The sequence below is a fragment of the Actinopolymorpha sp. B17G11 genome (genome assembly GCF_040196095.1).
Lineage (GTDB): Bacteria > Actinomycetota > Actinomycetes > Propionibacteriales > Actinopolymorphaceae > Thermasporomyces.
The window spans coordinates 12,715-27,640 of sequence record NZ_JBEFTW010000021.1 but is presented as its reverse complement, the minus strand read 5'-3'; the positions used below and the strand labels follow the sequence as shown (position 1 = coordinate 27,640).

At 69.7% G+C, this 14,926-nt stretch carries 17 protein-coding genes; 12 read left to right on the top strand and 5 right to left on the bottom strand.

Going from position 1 to position 14,926, the window contains the following annotated elements:
* The first annotated feature begins 103 nt into the window (after positions 1-103).
* A complete protein-coding gene (locus ABN028_RS20795) occupies positions 104-610 on the top strand; it encodes a SixA phosphatase family protein (protein WP_349697799.1) in 507 nt (168 codons plus the stop codon).
* On the opposite strand, the gene serB is transcribed toward ABN028_RS20795, so the two are convergent.
* The 3 genes from serB to ABN028_RS20780 all read right to left on the bottom strand — a co-directional run bounded on the left by serB (position 611) and on the right by ABN028_RS20780 (position 3,284).
* The gene (gene serB, locus ABN028_RS20790; protein WP_349697798.1) at positions 611-1,849 is read right to left on the bottom strand and encodes a phosphoserine phosphatase SerB; all 1,239 of its coding nucleotides are present in this window, start codon (positions 1,847-1,849) and stop codon (positions 611-613) included.
* Positions 1,850-1,887: 38 nt separating this feature from the next.
* Positions 1,888-2,394, bottom strand: coding sequence for an anthrone oxygenase family protein (locus ABN028_RS20785; RefSeq protein WP_349331592.1), 507 nt, complete (start codon positions 2,392-2,394; stop codon positions 1,888-1,890).
* Positions 2,395-2,531: 137 nt separating this feature from the next.
* Positions 2,532-3,284 carry an SDR family oxidoreductase gene (locus tag ABN028_RS20780; RefSeq protein WP_349331593.1) on the bottom strand — a complete coding sequence of 251 codons (753 nt, stop codon included), beginning with the start codon at positions 3,282-3,284 and terminating at the stop codon, positions 2,532-2,534.
* A 35-nt stretch (positions 3,285-3,319) separates the two neighbouring features.
* Here ABN028_RS20780 and ABN028_RS20775 point away from each other — a divergent pair, with 35 nt between their 5' ends.
* The 3 genes from ABN028_RS20775 (at position 3,320) to ABN028_RS20765 (ending at position 6,983) form a co-directional block, all read left to right on the top strand.
* A complete protein-coding gene (locus tag ABN028_RS20775; protein WP_349331594.1) occupies positions 3,320-4,057 on the top strand; it encodes a DUF427 domain-containing protein in 738 nt (245 codons plus the stop codon).
* Between the two features lie 95 nt (positions 4,058-4,152).
* Positions 4,153-5,706, top strand: a complete 1,554-nt coding sequence (locus ABN028_RS20770; protein WP_349697797.1) for an alpha-glucosidase/alpha-galactosidase — start codon at positions 4,153-4,155, stop codon at positions 5,704-5,706.
* Between the two features lie 2 nt (positions 5,707-5,708).
* Positions 5,709-6,983 carry a glycoside hydrolase family 140 protein gene (locus tag ABN028_RS20765; protein WP_349697844.1) on the top strand — a complete coding sequence of 425 codons (1,275 nt, stop codon included), beginning with the start codon at positions 5,709-5,711 and terminating at the stop codon, positions 6,981-6,983.
* A gap of 35 nt (positions 6,984-7,018) precedes the next feature.
* Here ABN028_RS20765 and ABN028_RS20760 read toward each other — a convergent pair whose 3' ends face one another.
* Complete coding sequence (locus tag ABN028_RS20760) at positions 7,019-7,747, bottom strand: Rv1486c family protein (protein ID WP_349697796.1); 729 nt, start codon at positions 7,745-7,747, stop codon at positions 7,019-7,021.
* Between the two features lie 106 nt (positions 7,748-7,853).
* Here ABN028_RS20760 and ABN028_RS20755 point away from each other — a divergent pair, with 106 nt between their 5' ends.
* From ABN028_RS20755 to ABN028_RS20730, 6 genes are all read left to right on the top strand, one after another.
* Positions 7,854-8,639: an ABC transporter ATP-binding protein gene (locus ABN028_RS20755; protein ID WP_349331598.1), complete on the top strand. Its 786-nt coding sequence runs from the start codon at positions 7,854-7,856 to the stop codon at positions 8,637-8,639.
* A 75-nt stretch (positions 8,640-8,714) separates the two neighbouring features.
* The gene (locus ABN028_RS20750; protein WP_349331599.1) at positions 8,715-9,188 is read left to right on the top strand and encodes an NfeD family protein; all 474 of its coding nucleotides are present in this window, start codon (positions 8,715-8,717) and stop codon (positions 9,186-9,188) included.
* 130 nt (positions 9,189-9,318) lie between these two features.
* Positions 9,319-10,473: an SPFH domain-containing protein gene (locus ABN028_RS20745; RefSeq protein WP_502877650.1), complete on the top strand. Its 1,155-nt coding sequence runs from the start codon at positions 9,319-9,321 to the stop codon at positions 10,471-10,473.
* Positions 10,470-11,234 carry a sulfite exporter TauE/SafE family protein gene (locus ABN028_RS20740; RefSeq protein ID WP_349331600.1) on the top strand — a complete coding sequence of 255 codons (765 nt, stop codon included), beginning with the start codon at positions 10,470-10,472 and terminating at the stop codon, positions 11,232-11,234. Before ABN028_RS20745 ends, ABN028_RS20740 begins: the two co-directional genes overlap by 4 nt.
* Positions 11,235-11,364: 130 nt before the next feature.
* The gene (locus ABN028_RS20735; RefSeq protein ID WP_349331601.1) at positions 11,365-12,417 is read left to right on the top strand and encodes a M48 family metallopeptidase; all 1,053 of its coding nucleotides are present in this window, start codon (positions 11,365-11,367) and stop codon (positions 12,415-12,417) included.
* Positions 12,418-12,423: 6 nt separating this feature from the next.
* Positions 12,424-12,861, top strand: coding sequence for a cupin domain-containing protein (locus ABN028_RS20730; protein ID WP_349331602.1), 438 nt, complete (start codon positions 12,424-12,426; stop codon positions 12,859-12,861).
* Positions 12,862-12,940: 79 nt separating this feature from the next.
* Here ABN028_RS20730 and ABN028_RS20725 read toward each other — a convergent pair whose 3' ends face one another.
* Entirely contained in the window at positions 12,941-13,594 is a 654-nt protein-coding gene (locus ABN028_RS20725) for a YbaK/EbsC family protein (RefSeq protein WP_502879198.1), read from the bottom strand.
* A 58-nt stretch (positions 13,595-13,652) separates the two neighbouring features.
* Here ABN028_RS20725 and ABN028_RS20720 point away from each other — a divergent pair, with 58 nt between their 5' ends.
* Complete coding sequence (locus tag ABN028_RS20720; RefSeq protein WP_349331604.1) at positions 13,653-14,060, top strand: ArsR/SmtB family transcription factor; 408 nt, start codon at positions 13,653-13,655, stop codon at positions 14,058-14,060.
* Entirely contained in the window at positions 14,057-14,884 is an 828-nt protein-coding gene (locus tag ABN028_RS20715; protein ID WP_349697794.1) for a TrmH family RNA methyltransferase, read from the top strand. Before ABN028_RS20720 ends, ABN028_RS20715 begins: the two co-directional genes overlap by 4 nt.
* Positions 14,885-14,926: the final 42 nt, after the last annotated feature.

Below are 14,926 nucleotides of genomic sequence, written 5' to 3'. Positions count from 1 at the left end.
TACGTGCTGTCGGCACCGGGGACCAGACGGTAGGCGGGGGCACCGCCGTTCTCTGAACGTAGGTAAGGCGCGCCGCCCGCGGGCCGTCTGGGACACTGACGCGATGACGGGCTCGCGAACGCTGTTGCTGCTGCGCCATGGCAAGGCGGAGTCGCCGACCGGGATCGCCGACCGGGACCGTCCACTCGCGGGCAAGGGGAGACGCCAGTCCGAGCATGCGGGTGCCGCGTGCCGGGCGAGCGGAGTCGTTCCCGGCCTGGTGGTGGTGTCGCCGGCTCTGCGCGCTCGGGAGACGTGGGTGGAGTTCGCCCGTGGCCTGGGGGTCGAGCCCGAGGTCGACATCGACCGCCGCGTCTACGCCAACACGATCGAGGATCTGCTCGACGTGATCACGGGTACACCGGAGGAACTCGACACGCTGATGATCGTGGGTCACAACCCGTCGATCGGCGACCTCTCGCGCCTGCTGGACGAGGACGAGTCCCGGCGACGCGGCACCGCCGTCGCGGACGGGTATCCCACGGGGGCGTTGACGATCTTCGACCTCGACGTGCCGTGGGCTCTGGTGGCACCGGGGACCGGTCGCCTGCGCGCGGTCGTACGGCGCTGATCAGCCGCCGTACCCGGACCCGTCGAGCGTGTCATGGCCTGGCTCGCCGAGCTCCCCGTCCGCGGCGTCGATCTCCTCGCGGGTGATGCCGAGGAGGTAGAGGATCGCGTCGAGATACGGGACCGACACCGCCGTGTCCGCCGCCTGGCGTACGACCGGCTTGGCGTTGAAGGCCACCCCGAGTCCCGCGACGGCGAGCATGTCGAGGTCGTTGGCGCCGTCTCCGATCGCGACGGTCTGGGACAGCGGCACGCCCGCCTGCTCCGCGAAGCCGTGCAGGGCCTCGGCCTTGCCGGGTCGGTCGACGATCGGTCCGACCACCCGGCCGGTCAGCACGCCGTCGGCGACCTCCAGCAGGTTGGCCGCTACGAAGTCGATCCCGAGTTCGGCCGCGATCGGTTCGACGATCTGGGCGAACCCACCGCTCACGACGCCGACCTGGTAGCCGAGGCGGTGGAGAGTACGCAGCAGGGTCCGGGCACCGGGCGTGAGCCTGATCTCCTGGCGGACCTCGTCCATCGCCCGGGCATCGATACCGGCCAGCAGCGCCACCCGCTGGCGGAGGGACTCGGCGAAGTCCAGTTCACCCCGCATGGCGGCGGCGGTCACCCGCGTCACCTCGTCCAGGCAGCCGGCCCGGGAGGCGAGCATCTCGATGACCTCGCCCTGGATGAGGGTCGAGTCGACGTCGAGGACGACGAGGCGCTTGGCGCGGCGGTAGAGCCCGGCGGGTTGGACGGCCACGTCGACCTGCTGTGCGGCTGCCTCGATCGCAAGAGCGCTGCGCAACTGCAGCGGATCGGCGCCGGAGACGTCGAGTTCGATGGCGATCACGGGATAGCGGGCGATCCGGATGATCCGGTCGATGTTGCCGCCGGTGTCGGCGATCCGCCCCGCGATGGCGGCGACCGCGCCCGGGTCGAGCGGATGGCCCAGGACGGTGACGTGGCTACGTCCGTGTGCCCGCGGCAGGTTGTCGCCGGCGCCGGACTGCACCTCGACATCCATCGAGAGGTCGCGCGCGACGTCCTCGATCGCCTTCCGCAGCCGGGCGTCGTCCCGTGGCGTGGTCACCAGGACGCCGAGGACGAGCCGGCCGCGCAGGACGACCTGTTCGACGTCCAGCACCTCGACCGAGAACGGCGACAGGGCGTGGAAGACAGCAGAGGTCACACCGGGACGATCGTGTCCGGTGAGGGTGAGAAGGAGGGTTCGATCGGGCTGCAGCGCACTCGGCACTCCCGCAACGTTAGCGGTGCCCCGCGACGAGGCCGGGCTCAGACCCCACCGGTGACGTCCTGCCCCGACAGCGCGAGTGCCCATGCGAGGCAACCGAACGCCGCCGTCACCGTCACGGCCCGTACGACGTTCCAGCGCACCCACCGGTCCTCGAAGCTCGCCCGGACGGCCGCGAGATCGGGGATCCCGTCCGGGTCACCGGCTGCCGCGAGCGCATTGTTGAGGGGGATGTTGATCCCTCGGGTGAGACCGAGTTGGACGCTGTAGAGCACGAGGGCGGCGGCGACCCACGGCAGGACCCGGCGGTCGCCGAGATGCAGGACCACGGCGAGCAGGGTCAGGACGAAGGCACCGAGGAAGGTGGCAAGGAACCACGGGTTGATGATCTTCAGGTTGATCCACTGCATCGCGCTGACGAAGGTCCGGTCATCGGTGTGCCGGAGGCCGACCATGACCGAGCAGGCCCAGGCGTAGAAGAAGCCGGCACTCAGCCCCGTGATCAGCGTGGCGACGAGGAGGACGACCGTCGGGAACGGGATCGACATGGACCATAGTGAAGCGCCTCGACGGTGGGGCGCGCCATGGCTGAAGCGCTCGGGCTCATGTCTCGGCGTGGCACTCGGGTTCCGGGCGCGTTGGCCGTGGCGTCGATCGCGGACCCGGCGCGCCGCCGTTGCCGCCGTCAGCCCCTTCCGAGGAACGGCATCCCGGTCGCCATGACCGTCATGAACGGCACGTTGGCGTCCAGCGGCAGGCTCGCCATGTAGGCCACGGCGCGCCCGACGTCGTTCACGTCCATCGTCGGCTCGACGCGGATCGACCCGTCGGGCTGGCGTACGCCGTCGGCCATGCGGGCGGTCATCGGGGTCTCGGCGTTGCCGATGTCGATCTGGCCGCAGGCGATGCCGTGGTCCCGCCCGTCGAGGGCGGTTGCCTTGGTGAGCCCGGTGATCGCGTGCTTCGTCGCGGTGTACGGAGCCGACTGAGGGCGTGGCGTGTGCGCGGACAGCGAACCGTTGTTGATGATTCGGCCGCCGCCGGGTGTCTGGCTCTTCATCAGGCGTACGGCCTGTTGCGTGCAGAGGAACGCACCGGTGAGGTTGACGTCGACGACGGCCTGCCAGTCGGTGAGCTCGAGGTCTTCGAGGGGCACGGCTGGGGCGTTCCGGCCGGCGTTGTTGACCAGGAGGTCGAGCCGGCCATAGGTCGTGCGGATCGCGGCGAACAGGGACTCCACCGCGCCCGGGTCGGCGACGTCGGTGGGTACGGCGAGACCCTCATGACCGGCGGCCCGCAGCTCGTCCGCGAGGTCGTGCAGAGGCTGGGGACGTCGACCGGCCAGCGCCACCGACCAGCCGTCCCGGGCCAGCGCGAGGGTGATGGCACGGCCGACGCCGGTGCCGGCCCCGGTGACAAGGGCGATCTTGTGAACCATGAAATTTCCCCTCGGTCCAGGCGGTTGGCGAAGGTATGAGTACGACCCAGGAGCGGCCGCGGGTCGAGACCGGCGCGAAGCGGGTCCGAGCCTACTTCGGCGGCGAAGTCGTGGCCGACACGGTTGAACCGGTTCTGGTATGGGAGATCCCCTACTATCCGGCTTACTACCTTCCGGCGAAGGACGTCCGTACGGATCTGCTGACGCCGGGCGGCGAGGGGCACCACTCGGAGCGCCTTGGCGACGGGACGTCGTACACCCTGAGAGTCGGCGCCAAGGAGGCGACGGGCGCGGCCTTGCGCTACCTCGACTCTCCGGTCGAGGAGCTGCGGGATCTCGTCCGCCTGGACTGGGACGCGATGGACGCGTGGTTCGAGGAGGACGAGGAGGTCTTCGTCCACCCGCGGAGTCCGTATGCCCGGATCGACGTCCTTGCCAGCTCCCGGCACGTCCGGGTGGAGGTCGACGGCGTGACGGTCGCGGAGTCCGCGCATCCGACCCTGCTGTTCGAGACGGGGCTTCCGGTGCGCTACTACCTGCCGAAGACGCACGTACGGATGGACCTGCTGACGCCCTCGGCGACGGCGACCCACTGCCCGTACAAGGGCCAGGCGGAGTACTGGTCGGTGACCGTCAACGGCACCGAACATCCCGACCTGGCGTGGTCCTACCGCACCCCCCTGCCGGAGAGCCAGAAGGTCGCCGGGTTGATCGCGTTCTACGACGACAAGGTGGACGTCTACGTCGACGGAGTGCTCCAGAAGCGTCGCTAGGGGTGTTGGCACCAGACGCTCCTGGCCTGGCCGCTCCTGGCCGACCGGCCGCGCCCCGCTTGTCGTGACATCTGAGGTGTGCCGATGGTGGAGGCATGACGATCCGAATCGCGATGCTCGGCGCCGGCTCCCTCGGCTTCACCCGCCGGCTGGTGCGCGACATCCTCACGGTGCCCGAGCTGGCCGACACGACGTTCGCGTTCTACGACATCAACGAGCGCAACCTCGAGATGGTGACCCAGCTGGTCCGGCGCGACATCGACGCCAGTGGTCTGCCCGCCGTGATCGAGCCGACTCTGGACCGCCGCGGCGCTCTCGACGGCGCCGACTACGTCTTCTCGGTGATCCGTCAAGGTGGACTTGACGCGTTCCGGACCGACATCGAGATCCCGTTGAAGTACGGCGTCGACCAGTGCGTGGGCGACACCCTGTGCGCCGGCGGCGTGATGTACGCCCAGCGGACCATCCCCGCGCTGCTCGACTTCTGCAAGGACATCCGCGAGGTCGCGGGGCCCGACGTGCTGTTCCTGAACTACTCCAACCCGATGGCGATGAACACCTGGGCGTGCAACGAGTACGGCGGGGTGCGGACCGTCGGGCTCTGCCACGGCGTCCAGGGCGGGCACTGGCAGATCACCCGGTGCATCGAGCACTGGGCCAAGCGCGAGGGCATGATCGGCCCGGACGAGACGCTGCACCGCAGCGAGGTCGACATCATCGCGGCCGGGATCAACCACCAGACGTGGTACGTCAAGGCGCAGTGGCGCGGGATCGACATGATCCCGAAGATGCTGGAGCTGTTCCAGAGGCACCCGACGTACCCGGAGACCGAGAAGGTCCGGATCGACGTACTCCGGCGGTTCGGCTACTACAGCACCGAGTCCAACGGCCACCTGTCGGAGTACGTCCCGTGGTACCGCAAGCGGGTCGAGGAGATCCCCGACTGGATCGACCTGTCCAGCTGGATCAACGGCGAGACCGGCGGCTACCTCCGGGTGTGCACCGAGGGGCGGAACTGGTTCGAGACCGACTTCCCGAACTGGATGAAGGAGGACCCCAAGCCGATCACCGCCGAGGGCCGCAGCGAGGAGCACGGGTCGTACATCATCGAGGGGCTGGAGACCGGCCGGGTCTACCGTGGGCACTTCAACGTCGTGAACGACGGCGTCATCACCAACCTGCCGCAGGGCAGCGTGATCGAGGTGCCGGGGTACGTCGACCGCAACGGCATCAACGTTCCCGTCGTCGGCGACCTCCCGCTGGCGTGTGCGGCCACCTGCGCGGCGAGCATCCGGGTGCAGGAGATGGGCAAGGAGGCGGCGGTCCACGCCGACGTCACCCTGCTCAAGCAGGCGATGCTCCACGACCCGCTGGTCGGCGCGGTCTGCAACCCCGAAGAGGTCTGGCAGATGACCGACGAGATGCTCGTGGAGCAGGCGCGGTGGCTGCCGCAGTACGCCGAGGACATCCCGGCCGCCCGTCAACGCCTCCTTGACGCCGAACGGCACGGCACCCGGGTCAAGACCGTCACCACCGAGGGCGCCGCCCGGCTGCACACCAAGACCGTCGAGGAGATGGCCGCAGACCGCGAACGTTCCCGCGCCAACGCGGCCGCGGCCGACAAGGCCGGCATGACGAAGACCAGTTGACAGTGAAGCCACTGGCGACAGCGCCGACCGGTGACCACTTCCGCGCGGACGGCTCACCGGTCGTGCCCTGTGCGGACACGGTGTGGGCGGCGTTCACAGACGCGCGCCCGGACGAGTGGGAGAGTTACCTCTCGCTCCGGCGCAGCCAGGGCTTCGACACGATGCTGATCAGCGTCCTGCCGATCCTGCACGACCGGAGCGTGCACGAGACGACCCGCGAGCCCTACCCGCTCCGCGACGACGGGACGTACGACTTCACCGCGCCCGACGCGGACTACTTCACGACCGCGCAGGAGATGGTCGAGCGAGCCGCGGAGCAGGGCATTCGGGCGGCGCTTGTCGCGCTGTGGTGCACCTACGTGCCGGGCACCTGGGGCTCGGACCGGAACCCACACGCCGTGATGTCGCAGCAGGAGACGGCGAACTATCTCGAGCTGCTGACGAGGACGTTCCATGCGTACGACCCGATCTACATAGCGAGCGGGGACGACAAGTTCGCGACGCCGGAAGCCGTGGAGCGCTACGCCTGGACGTTGGGCCAGCTTGCCAAGCTCGCGCCCGACTGCCTCACCACCCTCCACTCGACACCTGACACCGACCTGCCGGCGACACTCGCCGACTCGCCCGACCTCGACTTCTACAGCTACCAGTCGGGTCACGGACACGGGCACCAGGCGAAGGCGTACGACCTGGCCGAGCTCTACCTGGGCAAGCCCGTCCGCCGGCCCATCGTGAACCTGGAGCCGTGTTACGAAGGACACGGCTACGGGCAGGGGCTTGGGCGCTTCACCCGTGACGACGTACGCCGGGCGACGTGGTGGAGCCTGCTCGGCGGCGCCTCGGCCGGCATCGGCTACGGCGCGCACGGCCTGTGGGGATGGCACCGGCCGGGCAGCCGGTTCACCAGCGGCGCATGGTCGGGGGAGCCCTTCACCTGGAACGTCGCGCTCCAGTTCGACGGTGCGTGGGACGTGGGGTTCGCGCGGTCAGTCGTGGAGGACCATGGCCTCTACCGCTGTGCGCCGAGGCAGGACCTGATCGCGACCTCGCCGCCGGGCGTGCGGGTCGCGGCGACGCCCGACCTGGCGACCGTCGCCGTGTACGTTCCCCATCCGTTCGACGTCGAGTTGGGTGTCGACCTCGGTGGGTACGCCGTGACCGCCTGGGACCTCGGCGACCGGCGCCGGGTCACCCCTTCGCTGGGGACCGGGGCGACTGGGACCGTTCTCCGGCAGCCGGCGTACCTCAGCGACACGGTCTATCTCCTCAGCGGCTGACCTGACGCGGCTGACCGGGCACAGGACGCGCAGGCTCACCGCGGCGGACCACAGGCGGCGACCAGTGCTCGCCGGGCGGCGCGGTCGCGGCGGCGGCGCGCCGGGCGGCGCGAGTCCGCCTCGAACGCCGTCACCGCGCCGCCGTCGTCGACGAGGGCGAGTTCGCAGACGAGGAGGCACCGGCGGGCTCGCGCTGCCAGCTCGTCGGCGCGGGGCGGGTAACCCGCCGGAAGGCCGTCATGTGCCTTGCGGCCAACGGATCGCAGATCGACAAGTGCCTCGGCGACCCCCGGCCGCCAGCGCGCGACGTCGAGGCCGGCCAACGCCTCGATGACGTCCTGCAGGGTCTGGGCGAGTTCCATCGTGACGTCGGCGAGGTCGAGAGGCGCCTGAGGATGGGCCGGCCACACCTTCCACTGCACCCCGGCACCGACCACATGGGGGACGAGGCCGAGCCCGGAGCCCTCGCAGACCACGGCCTCACCGACCTCGAGCGCAGCCTCGGTGAAGTCCCGTGGCCCGGCGAGACCGAGCGGGTCGCCGGGTGCGGGAAGCGCCACCACAGCCGCCCGGGTGCCCAGGTTGCGCAGGGTTCCGAGGGACAGCAGGACGGGGACCGGCTCGTCCTGGCCGGGCAGGCCGATCACGTGATGCGCGGCGTCGTCGCCCTTGATTCCCTCGTCCGCCTCGTCGAGGCTCGTGGCGCCGGCGAGCCAGGCGTTGGTCCACGACGCGAGGCGCGCCGCCCGGGGCAACGTCAGCATGCATCTCACCCTATAAAGGGCGCGGCAGTCGCCGCCGCCCGCGAGCCGGGTGACGGACCGGACCATGGGGCGGGCCGTGGGCGGTGGTGCCGTAGGTTGTGCATCCATGAGCCCAGTTCTCGAGCTCACCGACGTCACGATCACGCGCAACGGCACCAAGCTCCTGGACCGGGTGAGCTGGTCGGTCGACGAGAGCGACCGGTGGGTGATCCTCGGACCCAACGGCGCGGGGAAGACGACACTGCTGCAGATCGCCTCGGCCCGGATGCACCCCACCAGCGGTAGCGCGACGCTTCTGGGGGAGACGCTCGGGTCGGTCGACGTCTTCGAGCTACGACCCCGGATCGGGCTGACGAGTGCCGCCATCGCCGACCGCATCCCGCGCCAGGAACGCGTGCGCGACGTCGTGGTTTCCGCCTCCTACGCGGTCCTCGGCCGGTGGCGCGAGAACTACGACAACCTCGACCACGAGCGCGCTACCCAGCTGCTCAGGTGGCTCGGGGTCGGCGACCAGGCGGACCGGACGTTCGGGACATTGTCCGAAGGCGAACGCAAGCGCGTACAGATCGCCCGGGCCCTGATGACCGATCCTGAACTCCTTCTCCTGGACGAGCCGGCCGCCGGCCTCGACCTGGCCGGGCGCGAGGGGCTCGTCCGTACGCTCGGGGACCTCGCCGCCGACGCGGCGTCGCCCGCCACGGTCCTGGTGACCCACCACGTCGAAGAGATCCCGCCGAGCTTCACCCACGTACTCCTGCTCCGTGCCGGCAGCGTCGTGGCGGCCGGACCCGTCAGAGAGACCCTGAGCTCACGGTCGTTGTCGGAGACGTTCGCGATGCCACTGCGGCTCTTCCGTTCCACCGAGCGGTGGACAGCACGGGCCAAGCGGTAAATGATGGCGCCCTCATCCGCACGCGGTGGCCCGGGGAGATTCCGGACCGACCCCTTGATCACGTAGGTTTTCACCATGAGCAACCTGCTGCAGTGGCTGGGCGAGCACCTGTGGGTCGCGTGGGTGGTCGTGGCCGGGATCCTCGCCGCGGTCGAGCTGCTGACCCTCGACTTGGTGTTCCTCATGCTCGCGGCAGGCGCGACCGCGGGGGCGCTCGCCGCCCTGGTGGGCGGCGGGCCGGTGATCTCGATCATCGTCTCGGTGGTTACCGCGTTCGCGATGTTGGGGGCCGTCCGCCCGGTCGCCCTGCGCCACCTCAAGCAGACACCGATGATCCGCACCGGAATCTCTGCCCTCGTCGGCCAGACCGGCGTGGTCGTCGAGCAGGTCACCACGCGGAGTGGGACGATCAAGATCGGCGGCGAGGTCTGGTCGGCGCGTCCCTACGACGAGCAGTCGAGCATCGAGCCCGGCGTGACCGTCGACGTGCTCTCCATCGAGGGCGCGACAGCATTTGTGCACGAAGCGGGGAAGCCATGGAGTTCTTGATCAGACAGCCAGGCGGTCCCACTGTTCGACCCCGCGCGAGACTGGCCACAGCCGCGCGCGATCTTCAGGACCCTGACCAGGCGCCGTCGATCGACAACTCGGCGGCTGACGTTGACGAATCGGAGAAGCCGTGGATGTCTTGATTACCGTTGCTGTTCTGGCGCTCGTCGCCATCATCATCTTGGTCCGATCGGTCAAGATCATCCCGCAGGCGCGGGCGGGCATCGTCGAACGGCTTGGCCGGTACGCACGCACGCTCGGGCCGGGTCTGTCGATCATCGTGCCGTTCATCGACAAGGTGCGGTACACGATCGACCTTCGCGAGCAGGTCGTCTCGTTCCCTCCGCAGAACGTGATCACCGAGGACAACCTGGTGGTCGCGATCGACACGGTCATCTACTTCCAGGTGACCGACTCCGTGCGTGCGACGTACGAGATCGCCAACTTCGTCCAGGCGATCGAGCAGCTGACCCAGACGACGCTGCGGAACATCGTTGGTGGCATGGACCTCGAACGCGCCCTGACCAGCCGTGAGGAGATCAACACCGCGCTGGGTGCGATCCTCGACGAGGCGACCGGCAAGTGGGGCGTCAAGGTCAACCGGGTCGAGCTCAAGGGCATCGACCCGCCGCCGTCGATCCAGGACTCGATGGAGAAGCAGATGCGCGCCGACCGCGACAAGCGCGCGGCGGTTCTCACGGCCGAGGGTGTCCGGCAGTCGGCGATCCTCACCGCCGAGGGCGAGAAGCAGGCGGCGATCCTCACCGCCGAAGGTGACAAGCAGTCCCAGATCCTGCGGGCGCAGGCCCAGCGGGAGTCGCAGATCCTGCAGGCCGAGGGTGAGGCTCAGGCGATCGACACGGTGTTCAACGCGATCCACGAAGGCCGTCCCGACCAGGCGCTGCTGTCCTACCAGTACCTCCAGATGATGCCGCGGATCGCACAGGGCGACTCCAACAAGGTGTGGATCGTGCCGAGCGAGCTCGGCAAGGCCCTCGAGGGCGTGGGCTCGATCGTCGGCAAGCTCGGCGAACAGGCCCCGGTCGAACCGCCGGCGCGCGAAGGAACCTCCGGCGCGGCGGCCAAGCGCAAGAAGGTTGCGATCGAGGCGGAGAAGCACACCGACGAGGCGGTCCAGACGGCTGAGAGTGAAGTCGCGGCCGCCATCGCGGCGGCCGAGGACGCCGCGAAGGGCGGGATCGGCCGGCTCGGTCGGGGCACTCCCCATGACGTCGACGGCGGTGCGGCGGGCGAGGCCGGGCCGGAAGAGCCCAATAAGGCGTGACTGGCTGGGAACTGCTCGCAGTCTTCATCGCCGGGGTCGCGGCAGGCACCATCAACGCCGTCGTGGGGTCGGGAACGCTGATCACGTTCCCGACCCTGGTCGCGTTCGGTGTCCCGCCGGTGACCGCCAACGTCTCCAACACCGTCGGCCTCGCGCCCGGATCGGCGGCCGCCGCCTGGGGCTACCGCCGCGAGCTCGCGGGCCAGCGCGACCGGCTGATCCGGCTGGGTTGCGCGTCCGTGGCCGGTGCGCTCACCGGAGCGGTGCTGCTGCTGCGGCTTCCGGCCGAGGCGTTCGACATGATCGTGCCCGTCCTGGTCGGGATCGGCTGCGTCCTCGTCATCCTCCAGCCGTGGGTGTCCCGCCAGATGGCTGCCCGCCGGGAGACCCCCCACCCACCCCACCACCATGGCAGCTGGGCGTTGCTGCCGTTCGTCTACCTTGCGGGCGTCTACGGCGGGTACTTCGGCGCCGCGCAGGGTGTCATCCTTGTCGCGATCCTCGGGATCGGTCTCGACGAGACTCTGCAGCGGATCAACGCGGCCAAGAACGTCCTGGCCGGGCTCGTCAACGCCGTCGCCGCCGTCCTGTTCATCGTGATCGCCCACGTGGCCTGGCTTCCGGCCGGACTGATCGCCGTGGGGTCGGTGGCCGGTGGCCTGCTGGGTGCCCACGTGGGCAGGCGCCTTCCGCCGGTACTGCTGCGTGGGGTGATCGTCGCCGTCGGCACTGTCGCCATCGTCGTCCTGCTCCGCCGCTGAGATCCGCGGTCCGGGAGCCGTGCGTTCGTGAACCCTGAGGGTAAACCCCGCGAACTCTCCTCGCCCGGTGCGCGTTGACCGGATAGCGTTCGTCCCAAGCCAGAAATCCTGCAGATGGGGGGAGTTCGGTATGCCCGACACCGAAGATCGTCCGGCCAGGTCCCGTCTCACGCTCACGGGGATCAGCTCCCGTGCCTGGGAGCATCCGGCGGACCGGGGCGCCCTGGTCGCGGTCAGGCAGTTGAAGGGCTTCGACCTGGTCCTGCGCAAATTGTCGGGCCTGATCAACGAACGCGCGTTGCGGCTGATCTTCCTGGGCTCCGCCGTCCGGGCCGGTGACCGCCAGTTCCCCAAGATGCACCGCGTTTTCGCGGAGGCCGCCGCCACGCTCGACGTGCGCGAGCTGCCTGAGCTGTACGTCATGACGGGCCCGATGCCCAACGCCATGTGTATCGGCATCGACAAGCCGTTCATCGTCGTCAACAGCGCCCTGGTGGATCTGCTCGACGAGGAGGAGCTGCGTTTCGTCCTCGGCCACGAGTTGGGACACGCGCAGAGCGGCCACGCGCTCTACCAGTCCGTCCTCGTCTTCCTCATCCGGCTGAGTGGCGCGATCGCCTGGATGCCGCTCGGTGCGCTCGGTCTCCGGGCGATCATCGCCGCACTGATGGAGTGGTCGCGCAAGGCGGAGCTGTCCGGTGACCGCGCCGGCCTGTTGGCCTGCCAGGATCCCGCGGTCGGTCTGCGTACGCACATGAAGCTCGCGTCCGGCGGTCACCTCGAAGACGTCGACGCGACGGCGTTCCTGGCGCAGGCGGCGGAGTACGACGCGGCGGGGGACCTGCGCGACAGCGTGCTCAAGCTGTTGCTGTTGGAGGCGCGCAGTCACCCGTTCCTCGCGGTTCGGGCGGCAGAGCTGAAGCACTGGGTGGACAACGGCGACTACTCCAGGATCCTTTCCGGTGACTACCCGCGCCGGGACGGCGACGGCGACGCGAGGATGAGCGATGAAGCCCGGCGTGCAGCGGACTCCTACAAGGAGACGTTCGCGCGTTCGCAGGACCCGCTGATGAAGATCTTCTCCGACCTCCCTGGCGCCGTGGACGGCGTGCGCGACAAGGTGTCGGGATGGTTCGGCAACCGGTCCAGCCCGTCCAGCTCGTCCAGTTCCAACCGGGACTGACCACGGGTGGGTGACGTCCGGCCATGGCTGGCCGAACAGCTCGACCTCGCGGCCCACCCTGAGGGTGGGTGGTTCCGGCAGACCTGGACGACGGACGCGTCGTTCACCCCGGAGGGCTATCCCGGTCCTCGAGCGGCGGCGAGTGCGATCTATTTCGCCCTGCACCCGGGTGAGGTGTCGCGCTGGCATGTCGTACGTTCCGACGAGCTCTGGTTGTGGCACCGCGGTGGACCGTTGCGCCTCCTGCTGGGTGGTGCAGGCGACGAACCGGCTGGCGACACGACCGAGGTGCTACTCGGACCGGACCTCGACGCGGGTCAGCGGCCGCAGGGTCTCGTGCCGGGTGGCGTCTGGCAGGCGGCCGAGCCGGGCGGATCCGAGCCGGTCCTGGTGAGCTGTGTCGTCGCGCCGGCGTTCGACTTCGCCGACTTCCGGATGCTCTGACGCGGGGACTGTCAGTCGTTCGCGGCGAAGGACAGTCCGTGAGCGGCTGGGACCTGGCCGAGCTGCCTCTGCGTCCCCGTCAATTCGGGGTGGTGCCGGCCGGAGCGGGGGACGCGAGATCGGGTACGACGGTGGCCTGGGGGAGTGCGGCGAGGGCGCGACCGGAGACGAAGAGCTTCGACCGCCGCAGTCCGCTGCCCACCACCGCAATTTCGGTCTCGGCCACGCGTGCGTCGACGAGGATGGGCCAGCCGTCCGGGAGACCGAACGCCGTGATGCCGCCGTACTCCATGCCGGTCTCGGCGACGGCGGTGTCCATCGGTGCGAACGACGCCTTCCGGGCGTCGAGGCGACGGCGGATGACGCCGTTGACGTCCGCGCGGGTGGTGGCGAGGACCAGAGCGGCCGCATACCGCGTCTCGCCGCCTCGCCGCCCGGCGATGATGACGCAGTTGGCGGAGATCTCGAGCGGGATGTCGTACGCGGCGCAGAAGGCGGCGGTGTCGGCGAGCTCAGGATCGATCTCGCCGACCCGGACCTCCTCGACCGGGACTTCGGTGATCGTCCAGGTGCGAAGGGCGCCCAGGACCGGCTCCGCGAGGAGGTCAGGGCGGGCAAGGGCGGGTTGGGTGAGCAGCTTGCCGATCTCGAGGGTGTCGCTCATGCGCACCATTGTGGTCGCGAGGGAGACTCGCGGTGCTACCAGACCCGCGGTAGTGACACCGTCGGCCAGGGCCGGGCAACAATCCCAGCATTGACTTATATAAGCCTCGACTGACATAGTGGGTCGGATGCATGCGTTCGACGTCCTCGGCGACCCGGTCCGCCGGCGGATCCTGGACCTGCTCGCAGACGGCGAGCGGGCTGCCGGGGAGGTCGGCGGCATCGTCCAGGAGGAGTTCGGCATCTCCCAGCCGGCGGTGTCGCAGCACCTGAGAGTGCTCCGCGACAACGGGTTCACCCAGGTGCGGGCGGAGGGCGCCCGGCGCTTGTACTCCGTCGATCCGGCGCCCCTGCAGGAGATCGACATGTGGCTCGAGCGGTACCGGCGGTTCTGGACCCAGCGCCTCGACGCGCTCGGCACCGAACTCGCACGCGGACGACGCGAACGCCGCCAACCCACGACGGCGAAGGCCACGTCAATGGACCCATCACCCCAGGGTCCCTCGGCGGAGAAGGACGAGAGTACGAACGGATGAACACCGTTAGTCCCGCACACACCTCCCCGGTCGTAGGAATCGACACCCTCGACGACCCGCGGTTGCGCGACTACGCCAACCTGCGCGACGTCAGCCTGCGCAAGAGCCTGGAAGCGGCGGAGGGCATCTTCATCGCCGAGGGCGAGAAGGTGATCCGGCGAGCGATCGAAGCGGGCTATCCGGTGCGGTCGTTCCTGATGAGCGAGCGGTGGGTGGACGGCCTGCGAGACGCCATCCCGCCGGGAGTGCCGTGCTACGTCGCGCCACCTGCCGACCTGGCCCGGGTGACCGGGTTCCAGGTCCACCGGGGTGCCCTGGCGTCGATGGCCCGGGTGCCGCTGCCGCCGGTGGGCGAGGTCGTCTCCGGGGCGAGCCGGATCCTCGTCCTGGAGGACATCGTCGACCACACCAACGTGGGCGCGATTTTCCGCGGCGCGGCCGCCTTCGGTATCGAGGCGGTCGTTCTGGCGCCTCGATGCGCCGATCCGCTCTACCGCCGTTCGGTCAAGGTGTCGATGGGTGCGGTGTTCTCTGTGCCCTACGCCCGGATGAGCACCTGGTACGACGGTCTCGGCGCGCTGCGCCAGCTCGGCTTCGACGTCATCGCCCTCACCCCGGCGGCCGACGCCGAGCCGCTCCCGCGTGTCGTCCGGCGGTCCCGTCGTCCCGCCCTCGTGCTCGGCACCGAGGGTGACGGGCTGTCGGCCCGCTGGGAAGGGCAGGCCGACGTGCGCGCCCGGATTCCGATCAGTCCGGCGGTCGACTCCCTCAATGTCGCGGCGGCAGCGGCGGTGGCCTGCTACCTCCTCACCTCCCAGGACTGACGCGACTGAGCGCCCGTGTCGAAACCCCGTTGTCCGACCGTC

Excerpts from the sequence above, each read along its gene's own strand:
- ABN028_RS20795 (WP_349697799.1), top strand. The coding sequence starts at position 104 with ATGACGGGCTCGCGAACGCTGTTGCTGCTGCGCCATGGCAAGGCGGAG.
- ABN028_RS20785 (WP_349331592.1), bottom strand. The coding sequence starts at position 2,394 with ATGTCGATCCCGTTCCCGACGGTCGTCCTCCTCGTCGCCACGCTGATC.
- ABN028_RS20780 (WP_349331593.1), bottom strand. The coding sequence starts at position 3,284 with ATGGTTCACAAGATCGCCCTTGTCACCGGGGCCGGCACCGGCGTCGGC.
- ABN028_RS20775 (WP_349331594.1), top strand. The coding sequence starts at position 3,320 with ATGAGTACGACCCAGGAGCGGCCGCGGGTCGAGACCGGCGCGAAGCGG.
- ABN028_RS20770 (WP_349697797.1), top strand. The coding sequence starts at position 4,153 with ATGACGATCCGAATCGCGATGCTCGGCGCCGGCTCCCTCGGCTTCACC.
- ABN028_RS20760 (WP_349697796.1), bottom strand. The coding sequence starts at position 7,747 with ATGCTGACGTTGCCCCGGGCGGCGCGCCTCGCGTCGTGGACCAACGCC.
- ABN028_RS20755 (WP_349331598.1), top strand. The coding sequence starts at position 7,854 with ATGAGCCCAGTTCTCGAGCTCACCGACGTCACGATCACGCGCAACGGC.
- ABN028_RS20750 (WP_349331599.1), top strand. The coding sequence starts at position 8,715 with ATGAGCAACCTGCTGCAGTGGCTGGGCGAGCACCTGTGGGTCGCGTGG.
- ABN028_RS20735 (WP_349331601.1), top strand. The coding sequence starts at position 11,365 with ATGCCCGACACCGAAGATCGTCCGGCCAGGTCCCGTCTCACGCTCACG.
- ABN028_RS20720 (WP_349331604.1), top strand. The coding sequence starts at position 13,653 with ATGCATGCGTTCGACGTCCTCGGCGACCCGGTCCGCCGGCGGATCCTG.
- ABN028_RS20715 (WP_349697794.1), top strand. The coding sequence starts at position 14,057 with ATGAACACCGTTAGTCCCGCACACACCTCCCCGGTCGTAGGAATCGAC.